This is a genomic window from Labrys monachus, from assembly GCF_030814655.1.
Lineage (GTDB): Bacteria > Pseudomonadota > Alphaproteobacteria > Rhizobiales > Labraceae > Labrys > Labrys monacha.
Genome location: NZ_JAUSVK010000001.1, coordinates 167,501 through 188,473 on the forward strand (window position 1 = coordinate 167,501; position 20,973 = coordinate 188,473).

Annotated in this window: 16 protein-coding genes, 1 tRNA gene, 2 rRNA genes and 3 pseudogenes; 14 read left to right on the forward strand and 8 right to left on the reverse strand. The window is 60.5% G+C overall.

The genetic code is table 11. The features are described 5' to 3' along the window. The first annotated feature begins 5 nt into the window (after positions 1 to 5). The 3 genes from J3R73_RS00735 to J3R73_RS00745 all read left to right on the forward strand — a co-directional run bounded on the left by J3R73_RS00735 (position 6) and on the right by J3R73_RS00745 (position 3,306). Positions 6 to 2,840: ribosomal RNA gene (locus J3R73_RS00735) — 23S ribosomal RNA — on the forward strand. A gap of 221 nt (positions 2,841 to 3,061) precedes the next feature. Further along, positions 3,062 to 3,176 (forward strand): 5S ribosomal RNA (gene rrf / locus J3R73_RS00740). A 53-nt stretch (positions 3,177 to 3,229) separates the two neighbouring features. Further along, a tRNA-Met gene (locus J3R73_RS00745) sits at positions 3,230 to 3,306 on the forward strand. A gap of 162 nt (positions 3,307 to 3,468) precedes the next feature. Here the strand turns inward: J3R73_RS00745 and J3R73_RS31495 are convergent. Together J3R73_RS31495 and J3R73_RS00755 are read right to left on the reverse strand one after the other, a co-directional pair. Further along, positions 3,469 to 4,374 (reverse strand): annotated as a pseudogene (locus J3R73_RS31495) (HD-GYP domain-containing protein); the annotation flags it as partial. 44 nt (positions 4,375 to 4,418) lie between these two features. Then, entirely contained in the window at positions 4,419 to 6,116 is a 1,698-nt protein-coding gene (locus J3R73_RS00755) for a methyl-accepting chemotaxis protein (RefSeq protein ID WP_307421536.1), read from the reverse strand. A gap of 273 nt (positions 6,117 to 6,389) precedes the next feature. Here J3R73_RS00755 and J3R73_RS00760 point away from each other — a divergent pair, with 273 nt between their 5' ends. Next, positions 6,390 to 6,689: a helix-turn-helix domain-containing protein gene (locus J3R73_RS00760; protein WP_307421537.1), complete on the forward strand. Its 300-nt coding sequence runs from the start codon at positions 6,390 to 6,392 to the stop codon at positions 6,687 to 6,689. 111 nt (positions 6,690 to 6,800) lie between these two features. Continuing rightward, complete coding sequence (locus J3R73_RS00765; RefSeq protein WP_307421539.1) at positions 6,801 to 7,703, forward strand: GGDEF domain-containing protein; 903 nt, start codon at positions 6,801 to 6,803, stop codon at positions 7,701 to 7,703. Positions 7,704 to 7,763: 60 nt separating this feature from the next. Here J3R73_RS00765 and J3R73_RS00770 read toward each other — a convergent pair whose 3' ends face one another. The 6 genes and pseudogenes from J3R73_RS00770 to J3R73_RS00795 form a co-directional block, all read right to left on the reverse strand. After that, on the reverse strand, positions 7,764 to 8,096 hold the full coding sequence (locus J3R73_RS00770; RefSeq protein ID WP_307421540.1) for a type II toxin-antitoxin system PemK/MazF family toxin: 333 nt from the start codon (positions 8,094 to 8,096) through the stop codon (positions 7,764 to 7,766). Then, the gene (locus tag J3R73_RS00775) at positions 8,096 to 8,353 is read right to left on the reverse strand and encodes an AbrB/MazE/SpoVT family DNA-binding domain-containing protein (RefSeq protein ID WP_307421541.1); all 258 of its coding nucleotides are present in this window, start codon (positions 8,351 to 8,353) and stop codon (positions 8,096 to 8,098) included. The genes J3R73_RS00770 and J3R73_RS00775 overlap by 1 nt, the downstream gene beginning before the upstream one ends. A gap of 26 nt (positions 8,354 to 8,379) precedes the next feature. Continuing rightward, positions 8,380 to 9,459, reverse strand: coding sequence for an IS630 family transposase (locus tag J3R73_RS00780; protein ID WP_307421543.1), 1,080 nt, complete (start codon positions 9,457 to 9,459; stop codon positions 8,380 to 8,382). A 68-nt stretch (positions 9,460 to 9,527) separates the two neighbouring features. Further along, positions 9,528 to 10,607: an IS630 family transposase gene (locus J3R73_RS00785; RefSeq protein ID WP_307421543.1), complete on the reverse strand. Its 1,080-nt coding sequence runs from the start codon at positions 10,605 to 10,607 to the stop codon at positions 9,528 to 9,530. A 667-nt stretch (positions 10,608 to 11,274) separates the two neighbouring features. Continuing rightward, positions 11,275 to 11,712 carry a ParA family protein gene (locus J3R73_RS00790; RefSeq protein ID WP_307421545.1) on the reverse strand — a complete coding sequence of 146 codons (438 nt, stop codon included), beginning with the start codon at positions 11,710 to 11,712 and terminating at the stop codon, positions 11,275 to 11,277. Between the two features lie 313 nt (positions 11,713 to 12,025). Continuing rightward, positions 12,026 to 12,313, reverse strand: a pseudogene (locus J3R73_RS00795) (transposase); the annotation flags it as partial. Here J3R73_RS00795 and J3R73_RS00800 point away from each other — a divergent pair. From J3R73_RS00800 to J3R73_RS00840, 9 genes and pseudogenes are all read left to right on the forward strand, one after another. Further along, positions 12,311 to 13,708 (forward strand): annotated as a pseudogene (locus J3R73_RS00800) (ISL3 family transposase); the annotation flags it as partial. The pseudogenes J3R73_RS00795 and J3R73_RS00800 sit on opposite strands and share 3 nt — an antisense overlap. A gap of 195 nt (positions 13,709 to 13,903) precedes the next feature. Continuing rightward, positions 13,904 to 14,833, forward strand: coding sequence for a LysR family transcriptional regulator (locus J3R73_RS00805; protein WP_307421547.1), 930 nt, complete (start codon positions 13,904 to 13,906; stop codon positions 14,831 to 14,833). A gap of 95 nt (positions 14,834 to 14,928) precedes the next feature. Further along, on the forward strand, positions 14,929 to 15,720 hold the full coding sequence (gene pxpA, locus J3R73_RS00810) for a 5-oxoprolinase subunit PxpA (RefSeq protein WP_307421549.1): 792 nt from the start codon (positions 14,929 to 14,931) through the stop codon (positions 15,718 to 15,720). 371 nt (positions 15,721 to 16,091) lie between these two features. Further along, entirely contained in the window at positions 16,092 to 16,802 is a 711-nt protein-coding gene (locus tag J3R73_RS00815; RefSeq protein WP_307421550.1) for a hypothetical protein, read from the forward strand. 27 nt (positions 16,803 to 16,829) lie between these two features. Continuing rightward, positions 16,830 to 18,320, forward strand: coding sequence for a YHS domain-containing protein (locus J3R73_RS00820; protein WP_307421551.1), 1,491 nt, complete (start codon positions 16,830 to 16,832; stop codon positions 18,318 to 18,320). Between the two features lie 28 nt (positions 18,321 to 18,348). Next, positions 18,349 to 18,603, forward strand: coding sequence for a toluene-4-monooxygenase system B family protein (locus J3R73_RS00825; protein WP_307421553.1), 255 nt, complete (start codon positions 18,349 to 18,351; stop codon positions 18,601 to 18,603). A 16-nt stretch (positions 18,604 to 18,619) separates the two neighbouring features. Then, complete coding sequence (locus J3R73_RS00830) at positions 18,620 to 18,919, forward strand: MmoB/DmpM family protein (protein WP_307421555.1); 300 nt, start codon at positions 18,620 to 18,622, stop codon at positions 18,917 to 18,919. Between the two features lie 40 nt (positions 18,920 to 18,959). Next, positions 18,960 to 19,946 carry a ferritin family protein gene (locus J3R73_RS00835; RefSeq protein ID WP_307421557.1) on the forward strand — a complete coding sequence of 329 codons (987 nt, stop codon included), beginning with the start codon at positions 18,960 to 18,962 and terminating at the stop codon, positions 19,944 to 19,946. A 19-nt stretch (positions 19,947 to 19,965) separates the two neighbouring features. Beyond that, positions 19,966 to 20,973, forward strand: coding sequence for an FAD-binding oxidoreductase (locus J3R73_RS00840; protein WP_307421559.1), 1,008 nt, complete (start codon positions 19,966 to 19,968; stop codon positions 20,971 to 20,973).

A 20,973-nucleotide genomic window follows, 5' to 3' on the forward strand; every position in this document is an offset into this window, starting at 1 on the left:
AGAGCGATCAAGCGTCTTAAGGGCATTCGGTGGATGCCTTGGCACTGAGAGGCGATGAAGGACGTGGTACGCTGCGAAAAGCTTTGGGGAGCCGCGAACAGGCATTGATCCAGAGATATCCGAATGGGGAAACCCACTTCCGACAATTGTTATTTTGAGGACGTTGCGCATCCGAGACCGGCAATGGAGACATTGCGAGGGATTGGGTGTGTTGCGGCTTTGGACTAACAATTGTCACAAGGAGGTATTCTTTCCCTGAATACATAGGGGATTGAAAGCGAACCCGGGGAACTGAAACATCTAAGTACCCGGAGGAAAGGACATCAACCGAGACTCCGTTAGTAGTGGCGAGCGAACGCGGACCAGGCCAGTGCTCTTCCTGAGATTACCAGAAGCAGATGGAAAGCTGCGCGATATCGGGTGATAGCCCCGTATGGAACGATTGATGGAAGAGACCAGAGTAGGGCGGGGCACGTGAAACCCTGTCTGAACGTGGGGGGACCACCCTCCAAGCCTAAGTACTCCTCAGTGACCGATAGCGAACCAGTACCGTGAGGGAAAGGTGAAAAGATCCCCGACGAGGGGAGTGAAACAGATCCTGAAACCGGGTGCCTACAAACAGGTGAAGGCCGCAAGGCTGACACCGTACCTTTTGTATAATGGGCCAGCGACTTAGTGAGACGGGCAAGCTTAAGCCGGTAGGTGTAGGCGTAGCGAAAGCGAGTCTGAACAGGGCGTTCAGTCCGTCTTATTAGACCCGAAACCGATGTGATCTAGCCATGAGCAGGTTGAAGGTGGGGTAACACCCACTGGAGGACCGAACCGGTGTCTGTTGAAAAAGCCTCGGATGACTTGTGGCTAGGGGTGAAAGGCCAATCAAACTCGGAAATAGCTGGTTCTCCGCGAAAACTATTTAGGTAGTGCGTCGCATGAATGCTCCGGGGGGTAGAGCACTGGATGGGCTAGGGGAACTTACCGTTCTACCAAACCTAACCAAACTCCGAATACCCGGAAGCAATGTGCGGCAGACAGACGGCGGGTGCTAACGTCCGTCGTCGAGAGGGAAAAAACCCTGACCACCAGCTAAGGCCCCTAATTCATGGCTAAGTGGTAAAGGATGTGAGGATCCCATAACAACCAGGAGGTTGGCTTAGAAGCAGCCATCCTTTAAAGAAAGCGTAACAGCTCACTGGTCTAAACAAGGGTCTTTGCGCCGAAAATGTAACGGGGCTCAAGCCATGAGCCGAAGCTGTGGGCTCGCAAGAGCGGTAGCGGAGCGTTCCATAGGCCTGTGAAGGTGTACCCGTGAGGGGCGCTGGAGGTATTGGAAGTGCGAATGCTGGCATGAGTAACGACAAACAGTGTGAGAGACACTGTCGCCGAAAGTCCAAGGGTTCCTGCGTAAAGTTAATCTGCGCAGGGTTAGTCGGCCCCTAAGGCGAGGCTGAAAAGCGTAGTCGATGGGAATGCGGTGAATATTCCGCAACCAGTGGGTAGTGACGGATCTCTTCCGTGGTGTGTGCTTATTGGATTGTGCATGCCATCACGAGGTTCCAGGAAATAGCTCCCACGATGGACCGTACCCGAAACCGACACAGGTGGACTGGTAGAGTATACCAAGGCGCTTGAGAGAACTATGCTGAAGGAACTCGGCAATTTGCCTCCGTAACTTCGGGATAAGGAGGCCTCATGAGCGGGCAACCGTTTGTGAGGGGCACAAACTAGGGGGTGGCGACTGTTTAACAAAAACACAGGGCTCTGCTAAGCCGCAAGGCGACGTATAGGGTCTGACGCCTGCCCGGTGCCGGAAGGTTAAGAGGAGAGGTGCAAGCTTTGAATCGAAGCCCCGGTAAACGGCGGCCGTAACTATAACGGTCCTAAGGTAGCGAAATTCCTTGTCGGGTAAGTTCCGACCTGCACGAATGGCGTAACGATCTCCCCGCTGTCTCCAGCATAGACTCAGTGAAATTGAATTCCCCGTGAAGATGCGGGGTACCTGCGCTTAGACGGAAAGACCCCGTGCACCTTTACTATAACTTTACACTGGCATTCGTGTTTGCATGTGTAGGATAGGTGGTAGGCTACGAAGCGAGGGCGCTAGCCCTTGTGGAGCCACCCTTGAAATACCACCCTTATGAACATGGATGTCTAACCGCGACCCGTCATCCGGGCCCGGGACAGTGTATGGTGGGTAGTTTGACTGGGGCGGTCGCCTCCCAAAGAGTAACGGAGGCGTGCGAAGGTGGGCTCAGACCGGTCGGAAATCGGTCGTCGAGTGCAATGGCATAAGCCCGCCTGACTGCGAGACTGACAAGTCGAGCAGAGACGAAAGTCGGCCATAGTGATCCGGTGGTCCGTTGTGGAACGGCCATCGCTCAACGAATAAAAGGTACGCCGGGGATAACAGGCTGATGATTCCCAAGAGTCCATATCGACGGAATCGTTTGGCACCTCGATGTCGACTCATCACATCCTGGGGCTGGAGAAGGTCCCAAGGGTTCGGCTGTTCGCCGATTAAAGTGGTACGTGAGTTGGGTTCAAAACGTCGTGAGACAGTTTGGTCCCTATCTGGCGTGGGCGTAGGAGAATTGAGAGGATCTGTCCTTAGTACGAGAGGACCGGGATGGACGTACCTCTGGTGGACCTGTTGTGGCGCCAGCCGCAGTGCAGGGTAGCTATGTACGGTCGGGATAACCGCTGAAGGCATCTAAGCGGGAAACCCACCTCAAGATGAGTTCTCCCTCGAAAGCCGTGGTAGACCACCACGTTGATAGGCCGGGTGTGGAAGTGGAGCGATCCATGCAGCTTACCGGTACTAATCGCTTGATCGGCTTGATCGCTCTCATTTGTCGATACTCACAACGCAATCGCAAGGCGATTGCGTGGAACCTCGGACCGACTGGTCAGCCTTTTGCAAAGCAAAATGGCAACCAGTTCGCTCCGGTGGAAAACCGGAAACACCATCTTATGCGCTTCACGTGACAATCAGCTCCGCTGATCGCACGGCGCGCATCCTCCGCAATCGTACCGATTGCCCAGGGCTTCACTTGTCTTTCGCCGGCCTGGTGGCCCTAGCGAGGAGCCTGAACCCGATCCCATCCCGAACTCGGCCGTTAAACTCCTCAGCGCCGATGGTACTATGTCTCAAGACCTGGGAGAGTAGGTCGTCGCCAGGCCTGCAAAAGACAAGCTTATCCAATCACCATGCATCCAACATCTCCCAAATCAACGCGGGGTGGAGCAGCCCGGTAGCTCGTCAGGCTCATAACCTGAAGGCCGCAGGTTCAAATCCTGCCCCCGCAACCACTTCCAACATAACTCAATCACCGTCCCTGTGTGAAAGCACGGGGACGGCCTCTTTGCGTCTGGAAGTGCCTCTGGCAGTGGGCGTGTCGTAGACATCCGGATAATCTCGGTGCCGGCGAGACCATCGGGGTAGCCGCTGCCATCGAGACGTTCCTGATGGTGCAGCACCATGTCGAGCACGCTCGGGTCGAGGGGCGGTTCGACCGATTGCAAGGCCGCCCAGCCGTCACGAGGATGTCGGCGCATGACCTCGAACTCGGCTTCCGTCAGCCGTCCCGGCTTGGTCAGGATCCCCTCGGGCACGCGGAACTTGCCGACGTCGTGCAGCAACCCACCCAGCGCCAGCTTCTCGACGTCCGACGCGAGAAGCCCGAGTGACCGACCGAGACCGACGGCCATCACCATGACCAGGAGGGAATGTTGGTAGGTGCCGGGGTGATGGCGACGCACCACGTCGAGCAAGACCTCCAAGTGCTGACCACCAAGTTTGGCGACGACGTCGGAGGCGATGCCTTCCCAGTCGTCCCGGACGATCGGGTGGCCGCCGAGCAGGGCTCGGAAGAGGCGGTCGAGCGCCGTGGCCGCCCCGTCGATCGCGGTGATGACCGCCGTCACGTCCCTCAGCCCGTCACGGTCCATCGTCGATGTTCGCCTCGGAGGACGCCTCTCGATCGGCATCGTGGACGTGCCCTCGGGAGCCGTGGCCCCCTCTTCACGAGGACCCAAGCCGCCGATCAGTCCGAGAACCGACACCGCATCGATCGGTCGCCGAACGATCTGGGATGCCCCGAGCGCCGACGCCTGGACAGAGGCCTGTCGATCCCCACGATCGACGGCGACCAGGCGCGGGGCCGAACCGGCGAATGCGAAGAACGGTCTGAGGAGGGCCGCCGCTTCACCGTCGATCGACCGCACGTCGACCAGCCATGGCAGATCGACGAACCGCCCGAGACGGACCCAGTCCCGTCGATGGACCTCGACGAGACGGCAACGGGTCGAGAGCTCGGAGAGCCAATCGGGCTCCCGACCCGAAGCGTGATCGTGGAAGAGGCAGAGGGTGACCGTCATCGTCGAGGCTCCCGGGTCGCGGTCTCTCTGTGCCCCGCCGCGCCTCAGGCGGCGGCGAAGTCCTTGACGAAGGTCTCGACGACCTTGCGCAGATCGGCGGCCTGGCTCGACAAGCCCGTCGACAGCGTCATGAGCTGGGTCGAGGCCGCTCCGGTCATCTCGGCCGCCTGACCGACACCGGAGATGTTCTGCGTCACCTGATGGGTCCCCGTCGCAGCCTGCTGGCAGTTGCGGGCGATCTCGGCGGTGGCCGCCCCTTGCTGTTCGACCGCACCGGCGATTGCCGAGGCGACCTCCTTCATTTCGCCGATGACGCGGACGATCTCCGTCATCGACTTCACCGTTCCATCCGTCGCCGCTTGGATCTCGCCGACCTTGGTACCGATCTCGCCGGTCGCCTTGGCGGTCTGATCGGCCAGTTGCTTGACCTCGGCTGCGACGACGGCGAAGCCCTTGCCGGCCTCACCGGCGCGTGCCGCTTCGATGGTGGCGTTCAGAGCCAAGAGGTTGGTCTGGTCGGCGATACCCTTGATCAGGTTGATCACGTCGCCGATCGTCGAGGCCGCCGTGGCGAGAGCCGCAATGCGACCGTTGGAGGCTTCCGCTTCGTTGAAGGCGGTGTCGGCGACCCGAGCCGAATGACCGACCTGTCCGTTGATCTCGCGCACCGAAGTCGCCATCTCCTCGGACGAGGCTGCGACGGTCTGGACGTTGGTGGCGGCTTCTTCGGCCGCCGCAGCGACGGCCTGGGCCTGACGCGAGGTCTCCTCCGCCGTGGCGGAGAGACCCTTGGCGCTGTCGGCGACCTCACCGGAGGATTGGGCGAAGCCCGCGGCAAGAGCCTGCATGCGGGCGACGAAATCTCCCGCGAGCTTCTCGCGGCGGGCGAGTTGCTGACGTTCTGCCCCCTCGCGAGCCGCCTGCTCCTGGCGCGCCTTCTCGGCGACCTGGAGCTGACCGCGCAGCACCTCGATCGATTTGGCGATATGACCGACCTCGTCACGCCGTTCGGCACCGGTAACCTCGACGTTGAGTTCGCCCCTCCCGAGGGAGGCCATGACACCCATCGCGGCCTGGATCGGACGGACGATGCCGGTGTTGGTCAGAAACACCGCAAGACCGATGACGGTGACGAGCGCTGCGGAAATCCCGCCCAGCGTGACCCAGAAGCTGGTCGCCGTGGAGGCGCTGGCCGCAGCATTGGTCTTCTTGATCTGATCCATCAGAACGGTGTTGAACGCGGTCAATTTATCCCGGGCTGCATCGAGAGCCGGACTGCAGTCCCTGTCCATGAGGTCGCCGGCCTTCTTGACGCCTTCCATCGTCAGGTCGCCATTGGCGATCCGGATCGTTTCGGCACAGGCGCTCTGTTGCGCCTTCTTCACATCGTTCGATATGTCACGGATCCGGTCGGCGAACTGCGGTTGGAGACGCACGGCTTCGCCCACGTTCTCCTCGAACCCCTTGATGGCCTCCGCCTGATGCTGGACCGCCCTGCGGTTGGCCTCGTCGGTCGTTGCGACGATGTTTTCGTAGATGGCATCGTCATAGGCGACGACGAAACGGTTGGCGCGCGCCAGTTGAATCAGCGCCATCGCATCATGCTCGATCACGTTCGAATAGGCTTCGTCGACCTTCACGGTGGTCGAAGTTGCGTAATAACCGCCGCCGAGGCTCACGACCCCGAGCAACAGCAGCAGGCTGATCACTTTCCAGGCCAACGGCAAGTTCTTGAACGACATGTGGTTCCTCCCTCTATCATCGGCAGGTGCCGCCTGAAGCCATGGAGCAGGAGCGGCGCGGAAAGCCCAGTCAGGGGGGCGATGGCCGGTGCAGCTGTTCCAAATAAACGGTTGGATTGAAATAAATATTGGTTAATAATCTATTAAACACACAGATATTTACAAGCGACGCTTTTTGTACATCTATTCGCATTTTGTATTTGCTCAAATGTCCGCAGATATACTTGTGAGATGGGAAATGGGTAGAGTAGCGCGGGTGGTGGCCGGGGGAGCTTGGACATCATTCGCATCCAGAACACGCCGCTGACCATCCACGACCTCGCCGAGATGCTCGGGATCAGCGTGAGGATCCTGCAGGCCGGATTTCGCAAGCATGCCGGCTCTCCCCCTCCCCATCTCTCGAGGCTCGCTCGGCTTGAAGGAGCGCACCGGGATCTCGCGAGTGGCGTGACGCCGACCATTGCCGACGCGGCACGCAAGTGGGGGTTCAGCAACGCCGGGCGCTTCGCCGGCGAGTACTTCAAGGTCGTCGGCGAGTTTCCCTCGGACACCATCAGACGCTGCCGGGGGTGACCGACGACGATGAGTTGCCTGCGGCGGCGGTATCGTGGAAAATTCAACAGATTTTCTTAATCATTATTTCAATGCAAGAGATATATTATGCCAGAAAAATGGACAAATGCCATGAATCTGGAAACAATAATTGCTGGTTTACAGGAAAATTCGGCAGCCTTGCTCGCCGTTTATGACCAGGAAGATCGATTGCAATATGCCAACAAGGCATTCCGGGAAGCATATTCTGTTGCTCCGGGTGAGAAAATTCTCTGGGCTGATATTATGCGCCGGAACTATCTCGCCCGACGCGGAACCCCGATTGATGATGCAGACTTTGAAGCCTGGCTCACAGCCACCTCATCGAGAAGAGGCAAGGTTGCCCACCGGACTTTCGAAAGCGACCTGAAAGATGGTCGCTGGCTCTGGATCACCGAAACAACGCAGCCGGATGGCTGGTCCATCTACGTGGCGCTCGACATCACGTCCCTTCGTACCGGCGAACGGGAACTGCGTGTCATGCAGGACAGGGCGCTGCGGGCGTCGTTGACGGACGACCTGACAGCAGTCTCCAACCGTCGACACATCAAAGGGCTGTTGGAGCAGTTCATGGATGGTCGAGGCGGCAATTGGAGCCGCAAGGTTTGCGTGTGCATGCTGGATATAGACCACTTCAAACAAGTAAACGACAGATATGGTCATGAGATGGGCGACGTCGTCCTCATTAATTTCGCCAGAACTGTTCAGAAGAACATCCGTTTGAGCGATGGCTTCGGACGTGTCGGAGGCGAGGAGTTCATGCTGATCATGCCAGATATCAAACTCGAGGAAGCAGTTGTCGTGGTTGATTGTGTGCTGGACGCTGTTCGCTTCAGCCCGGTCGAATCACAGGATCAGCAAGTCCACTACACGTGCTCCGCTGGAATAGCGGAAGTTCAGGAAGGCGACACCCCGAAATCCATCTACATGCGAGCCGATGCTGCGCTCTACGCCGCCAAGCGAGAGGGGCGCGATCGCTTGAAGATTGCCGCTTGAGACGTGGTGGTAGCCGGGTAAAGGTCGATGGATCTGAGCAGAAATCCTGATTTTGCGGCCTTACTCCAAGATCGTCGAGAGTTTTGCCAGTACCTCATCCATGATCGTCTCTGGCACGCTTTCCAACTTACGACCGCGACGCGAACCGATGTCGAGGGCGCGGGGCTGGTCGCAGCGAACGATCCTCGTCGTCTGCGTCCCGGCTTCTATGAGCGATACGGCAAACCCGGCCGCGCGAGCGAAATTCCCGCCGCTCGAGATCGGGAGCACCACAGGGGTTTTCGTCAACTGGTTGAACGCTCCCGGAGACACGACCAGCACCAGGCGCGTTCCTTGCTGCTCATGGCCGGAGCTTGGATCGAGCGAGACGAGAAAGATATCGCCGCGCTCCATCACGGCAACTCGCCGCCGATCGGCTCGGCATCGAGCCATTCGCGATCTTCGGCGGCCGGCTCAGCCGTTGGGTCGCATTGGGCCAACAGCTCATCGAGCGTGTATCGCGGCCGTGCCTTCGGCTCGATCACGAGCCGACCATTGTCGACGGCGAGGCCGACTTTGGCTCCGGCCGCCAGGTGCAAGACATCGAGCAGTGCCGGCGGTACCGCCAACATGACCGAGCCGCCCACCTTGCGCAGATTCGTCGTGTGCATATGAGCCTCCATGAGTTATACCCGGCCTACATCAAAACCCGGAAATCTCGCGGGTCGATGACATGGAAGTCATCGGAGACAAAGTCTCTCAACTTATGCCATTGACTTGGTAGTGTTTTTCGGAAGAACATGTTCACTGCATCTACGAAATCAGCGAAGCTTTCATAGTATTTGTTGTGGGTGACCGACGTGTGCATGACGCGCCATAGTCGCTCGATCGCGTTGAGATTTGGCGCGTAGGGTGGCAGGAATCTGAGATCGATCCTTTGTCCGTGCTCGACCATCCATGCCTCGACCTCCTTGGCGTGGTGGTATCTGGCATTGTCGAGGAAAACATGGATTTTCCCCGCCCCCGGATAGGCGGAAAGCAGGCGCGAGAACAGGCGGATGGTCGTCTCTGCGTTGACGGTTTCCCCTTCGACGATCTGGCAGAGACCGCTTTCCAGATTGATGGCGCCATGCAGGTTCAGCCGCTGGCGACCGGCCGTCCGCAAGATGGCAACCGGATCGCCTTTTTTGATCCAACCATGAGCCGGACGGCTCTGGTATTCTGGATGGACAGCATCAAGGAAAACCATCTGGTCATTGGCCGCGAGTCCGCTGAGAAGACGGGAATACTCGGCTATGAACGCTTGTTGCGCTTGCACTGTCGGCAAGCGCGGCAGCGCCTTCGGCTTCTTGTATTCGAACCCGAGGCGATCGAGCAGCTTGATCATCCCGGATCGGCTGTAGGCGATGGAAAACCGCTTCTCTACAAGGGCAATGATCTCGGACGTGCTGGTGAACACGCGCGCCATCAGCGCTTTCACCAAGTCTATTTCCTGCGGCGTCGAAAGACGCGGCAGGCTGCCCTTCCAGCCGAAATCCGTCAGACGCTCAACACCGCCCGATGTCCAGCGTTGATGCCACTGGTAAACAGTGTCGTCATCAACATAAAGCACCCGCGCCACCTCCGGCACGGCGAGCCCGTCATCCAGAAGCAAGATCGCATGCGCCCGCCGCGCCGGGCCATGCTGGCCAGACGGGCGGCGAACCAGCCCCAGCAAATGCTGGCGTTCCGAAGCGGTCAGGAATTGGCCTCTGATCATCCCGTAATCTGAATCCATCAGCGCCGATTCCGCAAGCCTTCGCAGCTATTTGCCGGGATTCTACGGACTCGGGGTATATACCCGGCCTACATCAAAACCCGGAAATCTCGCGGGTCGATGACATGGAAGTCATCGGAGACAAAGTCTCTCAACTTATGCCATTGACTTGGTAGTGTTTTTCGGAAGAACATGTTCACTGCATCTACGAAATCAGCGAAGCTTTCATAGTATTTGTTGTGGGTGACCGACGTGTGCATGACGCGCCATAGTCGCTCGATCGCGTTGAGATTTGGCGCGTAGGGTGGCAGGAATCTGAGATCGATCCTTTGTCCGTGCTCGACCATCCATGCCTCGACCTCCTTGGCGTGGTGGTATCTGGCATTGTCGAGGAAAACATGGATTTTCCCCGCCCCCGGATAGGCGGAAAGCAGGCGCGAGAACAGGCGGATGGTCGTCTCTGCGTTGACGGTTTCCCCTTCGACGATCTGGCAGAGACCGCTTTCCAGATTGATGGCGCCATGCAGGTTCAGCCGCTGGCGACCGGCCGTCCGCAAGATGGCAACCGGATCGCCTTTTTTGATCCAACCATGAGCCGGACGGCTCTGGTATTCTGGATGGACAGCATCAAGGAAAACCATCTGGTCATTGGCCGCGAGTCCGCTGAGAAGACGGGAATACTCGGCTATGAACGCTTGTTGCGCTTGCACTGTCGGCAAGCGCGGCAGCGCCTTCGGCTTCTTGTATTCGAACCCGAGGCGATCGAGCAGCTTGATCATCCCGGATCGGCTGTAGGCGATGGAAAACCGCTTCTCTACAAGGGCAATGATCTCGGACGTGCTGGTGAACACGCGCGCCATCAGCGCTTTCACCAAGTCTATTTCCTGCGGCGTCGAAAGACGCGGCAGGCTGCCCTTCCAGCCGAAATCCGTCAGACGCTCAACACCGCCCGATGTCCAGCGTTGATGCCACTGGTAAACAGTGTCGTCATCAACATAAAGCACCCGCGCCACCTCCGGCACGGCGAGCCCGTCATCCAGAAGCAAGATCGCATGCGCCCGCCGCGCCGGGCCATGCTGGCCAGACGGGCGGCGAACCAGCCCCAGCAAATGCTGGCGTTCCGAAGCGGTCAGGAATTGGCCTCTGATCATCCCGTAATCTGAATCCATCAGCGCCGATTCCGCAAGCCTTCGCAGCTATTTGCCGGGATTCTACGGACTCGGGGTATATATGAAAATATAACTCTTCGGCGACTTGTTCAAGAATGAAATGCATCATTGTCGTTAAATGCCAAAAACCCGCGACAGCGCGTTTGATCTACCCTCCGATCGAGGTTGGGTCGCCGCCGTCCGTCGGGAATTCCGGGCTCGAGGCGGAGACCTGAGCATTCTCGCGATTGCCAGGCTCTGGGGATTTTCGAACGCCACCCGTTTCAAGGCGGACTATCTGGCGGCTTTCGGTTCAGAGGTCTGGTCGGGGCATCATGGGAACTCTCGACTGAACGCCGAAGGCTGAGTGAGCACGTCACCATCGAACGACCGAGCGAGCCACCCCAACTCGAACAGGGCTTCCGATTGGGTGCCCCGTGGATCCGCCCTGCCGACCTCCCGCTCGGTCGAGCCCGAGACCGGCTGGGTTTCAGCCCTCGCGAGAATATCCCCATCCGGTCGACGGACATCGGCCGACCCAGCGGAACGGGGTGGACGACAGTTCCAGTCGTGTCGGCGAGGCCTATGGCGACGCCATCGCGGCTTGGGAAGCGGCATGATCAAGAGTGCCCGACCGTGACGTCGACGACTTGGCCTCCTTCGTCCTGCATGAACTCGAGGCCGATGCCTACGGCGTGAAAGACGATGTGCTACCGGCGCTCCGCGAGGCCCTCGGCCCCATTCGGACTGATGACGCGGCGCGGTCTGATCCGCCGGGAACGGGATGAGGATTCGCGGAACCACTGGCGGTGGATCCGCGAGCTCCGGCATATTGCCGACGGGCTTGGCGATGTCGATGGCCGAAGCTGCTGGTCATCCGACCGAGCACCTCCTTCTGCATCAAGAAGCGCAGGTCTACCCTGGAGGGGACGATCAGGGCTCCGGCGCAGCCGACCTTCAGTTTGGCGATGACACCGTGATAGGCGCGCAGGAATTGTCCGACGCCGTCGAATGAAAGGTGATCGAGCAGGGTTGGTACGACCACGGCGTCGGCCGCCATCATGCCGGCGACGATCAGATGGGGCGAGGACGGCGGCGTGTCGATCAGGATCGCGTCGTATGTCAATCGGCATCGGAACGGGACCCCGGATCGGCGTGCAATAGGGGCTCTGACTCATATGTGGAACGGCCCGGTTGGCAAGATATTCGCCGCGTCATTTGCCGTCGGACGGTGCAGTCATATGTCCGGCCTGTTGGCGCGGTCATGGACCGCTGGCCACGATGAGATCCGCGATGCCGATCGCCTAATCAATTTCACGCGCTCGTAGGCGCAGTGAGTCAGACGGTCTGATCGGCCTCGAGGTTCGTCCCTCGGGTTCATCACGCGTTGGCACCTTGCCGCTCGATCCCGGCATCGAGACGCCGGAATGCCATTTGTCTTATGCTCGCGCCATGGTCGCTGGCGCCTGGTAGGTGCCGCCCTTGACGAGAAGCGCCCAGATCGTCCGGGCAATCTTGTTGGCCAGTGCCACAGCGGCGACTTTGTAGGGTCGGCGCGCCATCAAGGATATGACCCAGCCGGGCAGCTTCACACCACGACGCGCCTGCTTCAGAATCGACGTCGCGCCGACGATCAGCAGTGTTCGCAACAGCTTGTTCCCACGTTTCGATATCCCGCCGAGCCGCTCCTTGCCGCCGCTGGAATTAGCTCGGGGAGTGAGCCCTATCGCCGGCTTCTCGCCGATCTGCCAATGGCTGGGAAACCGGTCCGGTTGGTGGTGCAGGCGCGGCGGTTCCACTGCGACACGGTGCTGTGCGGGCGCCGGATCTTCACCGAACGGTTCGATACGAACGTGCTGGCGCCGTGGGGACGACGGACCGCCCGGCTCGATCACATCATTCACCATCTCGGACTGGCACTGGGCGGACGGCCGGCGGCGAACTTGGCGCAGAGGCTCAGCCTGCCGGTCAGCAACGACACGTTGCTCCGTGCCGTGCGTCGGCACGGCGGCACGCGCCTTGTCCCGCCAACCGTGATCGGGATCGACGATTGGGCATGGCGCCGCAACCAGCGCTACGGAACCATTATCTGCGACCTGGAGCGGCGCAAGACCATTGCCCTGCTGCCCGACCGCGAGCCGGCGACGGCACAGGCTTGGCTCTCGGATCAGCCCCAGATCAGTATCGTCGCCCGAGATCGCGGCGGCGCATATTCCCTGGCGGCGGCCAGGGCGCTGCCAAAGGCGATCCAGGTGGCCGATCGTTGGCACCTGATGGAGAACGCCAGCCGAGCTTTCCTCGACGCCGTGCGCAAGTCCATGCGCGCGATACGAGCCGCTATCGGGGCGGCCACGATCAATCCCGACCTGCTCACCGCCGCAGAACGGATCCAGTATGAGGGTTATATTCGTCGGGAAGACACCAACGCCGACATTCTCGGGCTTGCCAAGGACGGGGTCCCGATCAAGGAGATCGTCCGCCGGACCGGCTACAGCCGCGGTCTGGTCCGCCGTGTGCTGCGCGGTCAACGCTCGGATATCTTCCGCGTGCGCGAGAGCTCGCTCGAACTGTACCTGCCGTGGCTCGACGTCCAATGGGCTGCCGGACGGCAAAACGGCGCCGAGCTATGGCGAAGGCTCAAAGGCCAAGGGTTCCTTGGTAGTCTACGTGTTGTCAGCGAGTGGGCTACGCGCCGGCGGAAGGCGGACAAGGTCGATGGCGGCGTCTTGAGCCGAACTCCCTCGGCGCGGACCATAGCCCGGCTTTTGACCATCGGTCGCGACGACCTCGGCAAGTCCGAAACCGTCACGGTAGCAGCGATAGAGCGCGGTGTGCCGCAGTTGGTCGAGGCGCGCATAACCATTGCCGCATTCCAAGCCATGATCCGCAAGAAATCTATCGCCGATCTCGATCCGTGGTTGGAGCGCGCCCGCTCGGGCTTGGTCGCCTCCTTTGCAAACGGGGTCGACAAAGACCGAGCGGCCGTCGGCGCCGCGATCACCTCGCCATGGTCCAATGGACAGACGGAGGGGCAGATCACCAAGCTCAAGCTCGTAAAACGCCAAATGTACGGCCGAGGAAAACTCGATCTCCTTCAGGCTCGCCTCATCGGATCCACATAGTGCCTGTCGCCATCAAAAGTGCGTCAGAGCCAACTTTGCACGCCGGATGACAGCGACGGGTCCTCAAAGAACGTGTCGAATACTGAGCACCGGCGTGGCACCCTTTGTGCTTGTGCAGTCTGCATGAGCTTGCTTTTCTATCGGGCCAGATAGCGTCTCTCTACGTCGCAGGACGAGCATATAGCGGGAGTTGCAATGAGGGTATCTCTACGTCACTTTCGTGTCTTTATCGCAGTTGCGGAAAGTGGCCAGATCTCAAAGGCGGCGGCGGCCTTGTTCACGTCGCAACCCGCTGTCAGCGAGGCAATCAAGACGCTGGAGACGGATGTCGGCGTCAAGTTGTTCAATCGGACTCCGCGAGGTGTGTCGCTGACCTACGAGGGAGCGATCTTTCTCGAACACGCTCAAAACGTGTTGGCGACCGCAGTCGATGCGATGCTCGCACCGCAAAAGGTGCGGCGCGACCTGGACGGTGAACTGACGTTGGCTTGCACGCACACGGTGGCGGGCTATTTCATCACGCCCCTGCTGTCGCGCTTTGCCAGAATCTTCCCGGGAATCAAGGTGAAACTGGTCGAATTGGAGCGGCCCTGTATCGAGGATCGGTTGATGTCGGGCGAGCTTGAGGTCGCCGTCTGCCTGCTGTCTCCGCTTGAACATATCAGCGAAATCGAAACCGAGTTACTCGTGCGATCGAAGCGGCGGCTCTGGCTGCCGGCCAATCACGCGCTTCTAGACCGAAAGAACGTTGCGCTGCGGGATCTCGAGCACGAACCTTATATCATGCTGACGATCGACGATGCCGACCGCACCACTCTCGGCTACTTCGAGAGGGCCGGCTTCGAGCCAAACGTGGTGTTCCGGACCTCGTCGATGGAGGCCATCCGTAACGTGGTCTCCGAGGGGCATGGCGTGACCGTTCTCTCCGACATGGTCTATCGCCCTTGGTCACTCGACGGCGTGCGGCTGGTCGCGGTCGATCTCATCGATCAAATTCCCAGCATGGACATCGGGTTGGCCTGGAACAGAGCCTCAGGACTCGGGCGCGATGCGCAATTGTTCTGCGATGTCTGCCGATATGGGGCTGGGATCGTCGGGTCGGGCATGTTCGCCGAGTCACAATAGCCGCCGTATCGGTTTTCCCGAATTTCAGGATCGCACCTTCTGATTATTCATCCGGGTGGGGCTCCTGTATTTCTGTCTCATCAGGAGGACCGACGGTGGGCCGGAAAACGACGATCGACCTGGGCTGCGACATGGGAGAAGCCTACGGCAACTGGCAGTTGGGTAGCACCGACGACGCCAAGCTGATGACCATGATCAGCTCGGCCCATATCGCGGCGGGGTTTCATGCCGGTGATCCCAACCTGATGGACCGATCCGTCGCCCTGGCGCTGTCGAACAAAGTCGCGATCGGTGTGCATCCCGGATTTCGGGATCTTCAAGGGTTCGGCCGTCGCCGCATCGTTCAAAGCACCGAAGAGATGGTGAACGACATCGTCTACCAGGTCGGCGCCCTGCGAGAGTTCGTGCATTTGCACGCCGGCACGGTGCAGCACGTCAAGCCGCACGGCGCGCTGTATATGGAGTTGGCGGCCAACGAGGTCGCCTCGAGGGCCTTCGTCAAGATGATGAGGCGTGTCGCACCGGACGCCTTCATCTACTGCATGGGCGCGTCCGAAACCTACAGAATCGCAAAGGAACTCGGACAGCCCGTCGTCCGCGAATTCTACGCGGACCGCGAGTACGATTCGACGGGCAAGATCGTCTTTACGCGCAAGCCGGACAACTACAATCCGAAGTCGGCGGCTGACCGGGTGGTGCGGGCGTGCCTCGAAGGCAAGGTCAAGCCTGTCGACGGTCCCGAAATCGAGGTCGGCTTCGAGTCGATCTGCGTTCATTCCGATACGCCGGGATCCGTCGATCTGCTCGTTGCGATTCGCGAGGCTCTCGGCGCCAATGGCGTTGAAATCCTGGCGCCCGGAGCGGCGAGAGCGCGCAACGCCACGTAGTCGCATTATGCGAATGCCGGCTCCGCAACTACAAGGTCCTCGGTGGGGCGCCGCCCGAAGGCGCAGGTGACGTCAGGCTCGGCTTACAGAAGCTTGCACCGAGCCAACACGTCGATACGCAGACTGATGATGTCGCCCAGCCGGCCGCACCGGCTCGGGCGACATTTCTGTTTTGAATGCAATCTCGACCAAGCCGTCGATGCACTATCTTTTTGCTTTGTGCGAACAAAAATGCGGCAATGCACTCATTTATTCATCGTGGCTTCATAGCGACCATCACCGAACTGGTATTTGAAAATACGATTAGACCCGTGCCGCGATCATCTCGTTTACTTGGCGTGCAAGATAACAGGGCGCTGAGAGGATCGAAGATGCCAAGCAATCCGTTGGTTGCACCGCAGCTCATTGCAAATGCGCGGATGCTCTATCTTGATTGGGTCCCCGAAGATCCGGCGGCCGCCAGAGCTCTCGTTCCGCAAGAGCTGACACCCGAGGGTCGCGGCTGCGTCTATATCAACCAGTACATCGTCGACGATCCCGCGCAGACATCCAACGGCGGATTGCCGGGAAGTTTCGGGGCTTACTCGCTGACTTATCTGGGCGTCGATCTCGACGGGCTCGATGCCCAGCCCGGAACGCCAGGGCGTTGGTGGACGCACTACTTCAACAGCTCGCCGAACATGATCGATTACGCGCTGCAGCGCGGCGTTCCTGCAACCTCCGGCGAGACCGTGTTCGAATGGAAGGGCGACGAACTGATCGCGACCACTCTGGTCGGCGGCAAGCCGCTGATCCGAACCAGCAGCACGGCACGGATCGGCGCCGGCGCGCCCGCCAACGGCCAGCTTCGCTACGTCACCCGCGTCGACGGTGTCCTGACCAGCGGTCGCTATCCTTTCGTGATGAAGGCCGCCGCCGAGTTCAAGTGCAACGCGATCGAATTTCTCGACACATCGCATCCGGTCTATGCGCTGCGTCCCAAGCAGCCTCTCGACGTGACGTTCGGCTTCTATTCGCCGGACATCACCTTCTGCTATCCGGGCGGCGAAGGCCCGATCGACGTCAAACCGCACGGCGTGTGAACAGACCCAATTCACGGAGGAGCGACCATGCTCGAACGTTCAGACTGGTATGACCTGGCCCGCGACACGAACTGGACCCCGAAATACGTCCCGGAGGAAGAGCTGTTTCCGGAAGACTATGCCGGCTCCAGGGGCATCCCGGAACACATCTGGGCGACCTATGACGAGCCCTACAAGGTCACCTATCGCGAATATGTCGGCATGCAGCGTGAGAAGGATTCGGGCGCCTACTCGGTGAAGGCCGCGCTGGAGCGCATGGATATGTACACCTCGGCGGATCCGGGCTGGATCGCCACGCTGAAGGAGCATTACGGCGCGGTGTCCGTGGTCGAATACAACGCCGCGCTTCAGAACGCTCGGCTGCTGCGCTTCGGCCGCGCCGGCGGCATGCGCAACATGGCGACCTTCGGCATGTTGGACGAAGTCCGTCACGGCCAGATCCAGCTGTACTTCGCCCATGAATATGTGGCGAAGGACCGGCAGTTCGACTGGGCGCATCGCTCGATGAACACCAACAATTGGGTCACGCTCGCGGCCCGGCGGTTCTTCGACGATCTGATGATGACGCGCAACGTCATAGATACCTCGCTGGCGATGAATTTCTCGTTCGAGACCGGTTTCACCAATCTGCAGTTCATCGGTCTTGCGTCGGACGCGACTCACGCGGGCGATTTCAAATTCGCCAAACTGATTCAGAGCATCCAGTCCGACGAAGCGCGTCACGCGCAGATCGGCACACCGACGCTCAAGATCCTGATCGAGCAGGGCAAGAAGGCCGATGCTCAGCGCATGGTCGACATCTCGTTCTGGCGCTCGTCGCGCCTGTTCGCGATCCTGACCGGCATTCCGATGGACTACTACCTGCCGCTCGACAAGCGCGAGGGCTCGTTCAAGGAGTTCATGCAGGAATGGATCGTCACCCAGTTCACGCGGTCGCTCGAGGACCTCGGCCTGGAGAAGCCCTGGTACTGGGACATCTTCATGCGGGATCTCGACGAGCATCATCACGGCCAGCAGCTCGGCACCTGGTCGTGGCGGCCGACGCTGTGGTGGTCGCCGGCCGCCGGCGTCAGTCCGGACGAGCGCGACTGGCTCGAGGAGAAGTACCCCGGCTGGAACGACACCTTCGGCAAATGCTGGGACGTCATCACCGAGAATGCCAGGACCGGCCGTTTTGAGAAGACCGTGCCCGGCACGTTGCCGGTGATCTGCAACGTCTCGCAGAATCCGATCGTCGGCACGCCCGGCAAGACGCTGCAGGACCGTCAGCTCACCTATAACGGCCGCAAGTATCACTTCGGCTCGGAAGTCGATCAGTGGATCTTCGAGCAGGATCCGCAGCGCTACGCTCGCCACCAGTCGCTGGTCGACCGGTTCCTGTCGGGCAGCATCGAGCCCGCCAACCTCGAAGGCGTGCTCGCCTATATGGGCCTCGGCGTCATCAGCGACGGCGGCCAGGACGCGCACGACTTCAGCTGGGCCACGGCCAAGACGACCAAGACGGTCAAGGCTGCTTGAGCCAACACGTGTACACAGGAGGCCGATCGTGGCGTTGTTTCCTTTAGTCTGCAATTTCGAGGGTGATTTCGTGCTGAAATTGCTCCCCGTCGACACCGAGCAAACCATGGCCGAGGTCGGCCAGACGGCGGCCGTCAACGCGGTCGGCATTCACATCGCCGACCAGCCCGGCAAGACCATCTACGCCCGCAAGGAAGGCGCCGACGCGCCGTTCCCGTTGGACATGAAGTTGTCCGACAGCGGGCTCGAGCCGATGGACTGCGTGAAGTTCTATTTCGCGTGAGAGCGGAGCAACCACAATGGCGACAATGAAATCACGCAATCTGGTCGGTCCGGTCATTCAGGCCGGAGAGATGGCCGACGCGATCGTCGAGGCCGCGCAGGACGACAATCCGGGCAAGGAAGTCCTGGTGAGTTCACGCGCGTCGTACATTCGCATCGAACTCGAGGGCGAGTGCATCCTGCGGCGGGAAACGATCCAGTCCAAGCTGGGTCGTCCGTTTCAGATGAACGAGATCGAACTCAACATGCCGTCGTTCGCGGGGCAGGTCGAGACCAACGACGACTCGATCCGCTTCTACTACGCCCAGGTGCTGTAGCGCCCGACACCGACATCCGAACAGTCCGAGAGGGATCACCATGCCCGAAGTCGCACAACTGCGTCCGCTCAAGACCTGGAGCCATCTCGCGGCTCAACGTCGCCGGCCCAGCGAATACGAAATCGTCTCGACCAATCTGCTGTGGCACACCCGCGACCCCGATCACCCGTGGGACGTCGACGGCTTCATGGGCGACTGGTACACCAAGAACCTGTTCGGCTCGCCCCTGAAGCACAAGGACTGGAACGCCTTCCGCGATCCGGACGAGACGGTATACCGCACCTACAACATCCAGCAGGACGGGCAGGAGTCTTACGTCGACGGCCTGCTCGAGCAATTCGCCCGCGACGAGCACGACGCTGCATTGCCGGCGGCCTGGGTGCCGGTGCTGGCGAAACTCTACACGCCGCTGCGCTACCCGCTGCACGCCATCCAGATGAACTGCGGCTACCTCGCCAGCATCTCCCCGGCCAGCACGATTTCGGGTGCAGCGATGTTCCAGGGCGGCGATGCGTTGCGCTGGCTGTCGCGCATCGCCTATCGGACGCGCGAACTCGCCAATGCTCATCCGGATGCCGGCTTCGCCCGCGACGAACGCAAGAACTGGGAAACCGCGCCGGAATGGCAGGGCTTCCGCGAACTCGCCGAGAAGATGCTGGCGACCTACGACTGGGGCCAGAACTTCTTCGTGATGAACACGATCTTCAAGCCGGCGCTCGAGGAAGCCGCCCTGAAGCAGCTAGCACTCGGCGCCCGGCGCAATCAGGACGCGCTGCTGCCGCTGCTGACGGAAGCGCAGCTCCGCGACAGCGCGCGCTCGCAGCGTTGGACCTCGGCGCTGATCGAAATGGCGATGCAGGAGCCGTCGAACAGCACCGTGCTGAACGACTGGGAGAAGCAGTGGGTGCCGCTCGCCGACAAGGCGATCAGCACCTATTGCGACGCCATCCCGGACAATCCGACCGCGAAGAAGACCGCGCTGGCCAATATGCGGCAGTATTGGGCAAGCGTCGGGCTGGCCGCCTAGTAGCGCAGAGGGAGCGGCCGTGTTTCCGATCGAGATCGCAGACGGCAGGGGCAGGTTCGACGTCGGGTCCGACGACGTACTGCTCCGCGCCGCTCTGCGGGCCGGGCTGGGCTTTCCCTACGAATGCAACGCCGGCGCCTGCGGCAGCTGCAAATTTCAGCTGATCTCGGGCGATCTCGTCGTGCCGACGGATCTCGCGCCGGCCGAAACGGAGCGGGATCGTGCCCGCGGGCGCTATCTCGCCTGCCGCGTCTCGGCGCGTAGCGCCTGCACCATCAAGATCCGCACCGACGCCACCTATGTGCCGTGCCACGCGCCGCGGCGCTTCGAGGCGCAGCTCGCCGAGAAGACCACGCTGACGTCCGACATGAGCGAGTTCGTTCTCGTGTCGGAGACGCCGGCCGCCTTTCTGGCCGGGCAATACGCGCTGCTTTCGCTCGCAGCCGATGGCCCGAAGCGCGTGTACTCGATGGCGAACGTGCCGAACGACCGCGGCGAATGGCGATTCATCGTCAAGCGCGTGCCGGGCGGCGCGTTCTCCGATCCGCTGTTTCGGCTGCCGATCGGAACGAACATCCACATCGACGGACCTTATGGCACCGCCTTCGCACGGCCGGAGATCGACCGCGACGTCGTGTGCATCGCGGGCGGGGCCGGATTTTCGCAGATGCTGTCGGTGGCGCGCGGTCTTGCCGGGTCCGGCCGGATGCAATCGCGAACCCTGCGGTTCTACTACGGCGGTCGCAGATCGATCGATGTGCCGAGCCTGCAGCAGATTTCGGATCTCGCGTCGCAAGTCGGCGACCTTCGCCAGACCGTCGTCGTGTCCGATCCGGACGATGAGCCCCGATGGAATGGCCCGACCGGCTTCGTCCACGACGTCCTCGGTCGCGACTTCACGGATGGCTGGGCCGACCATGAGTACTATCTGTCCGGCCCGCCGCCGATGGTCGACGCCACGTTGCGCATGCTGGTGATGGAAAAGCAGATTCCGCACGAGCGCATCCACTTCGATCGTTTCTTCTGA

Bases quoted from the DNA above. Each gene is read 5' to 3' on its own strand.
- J3R73_RS00755 (WP_307421536.1), bottom strand. From the start codon at position 6,116: ATGTCGTTCAAGAACTTGCCGTTGGCCTGGAAAGTGATCAGCCTGCTG.
- J3R73_RS00765 (WP_307421539.1), top strand. From the start codon at position 6,801: ATGAATCTGGAAACAATAATTGCTGGTTTACAGGAAAATTCGGCAGCC.
- J3R73_RS00770 (WP_307421540.1), bottom strand. From the start codon at position 8,096: ATGGAGCGCGGCGATATCTTTCTCGTCTCGCTCGATCCAAGCTCCGGC.
- J3R73_RS00775 (WP_307421541.1), bottom strand. From the start codon at position 8,353: ATGCACACGACGAATCTGCGCAAGGTGGGCGGCTCGGTCATGTTGGCG.
- J3R73_RS00780 (WP_307421543.1), bottom strand. From the start codon at position 9,459: ATGGATTCAGATTACGGGATGATCAGAGGCCAATTCCTGACCGCTTCG.
- J3R73_RS00785 (WP_307421543.1), bottom strand. From the start codon at position 10,607: ATGGATTCAGATTACGGGATGATCAGAGGCCAATTCCTGACCGCTTCG.
- J3R73_RS00805 (WP_307421547.1), top strand. From the start codon at position 13,904: ATGAGGGTATCTCTACGTCACTTTCGTGTCTTTATCGCAGTTGCGGAA.
- J3R73_RS00815 (WP_307421550.1), top strand. From the start codon at position 16,092: ATGCCAAGCAATCCGTTGGTTGCACCGCAGCTCATTGCAAATGCGCGG.
- J3R73_RS00820 (WP_307421551.1), top strand. From the start codon at position 16,830: ATGCTCGAACGTTCAGACTGGTATGACCTGGCCCGCGACACGAACTGG.
- J3R73_RS00830 (WP_307421555.1), top strand. From the start codon at position 18,620: ATGGCGACAATGAAATCACGCAATCTGGTCGGTCCGGTCATTCAGGCC.
- J3R73_RS00835 (WP_307421557.1), top strand. From the start codon at position 18,960: ATGCCCGAAGTCGCACAACTGCGTCCGCTCAAGACCTGGAGCCATCTC.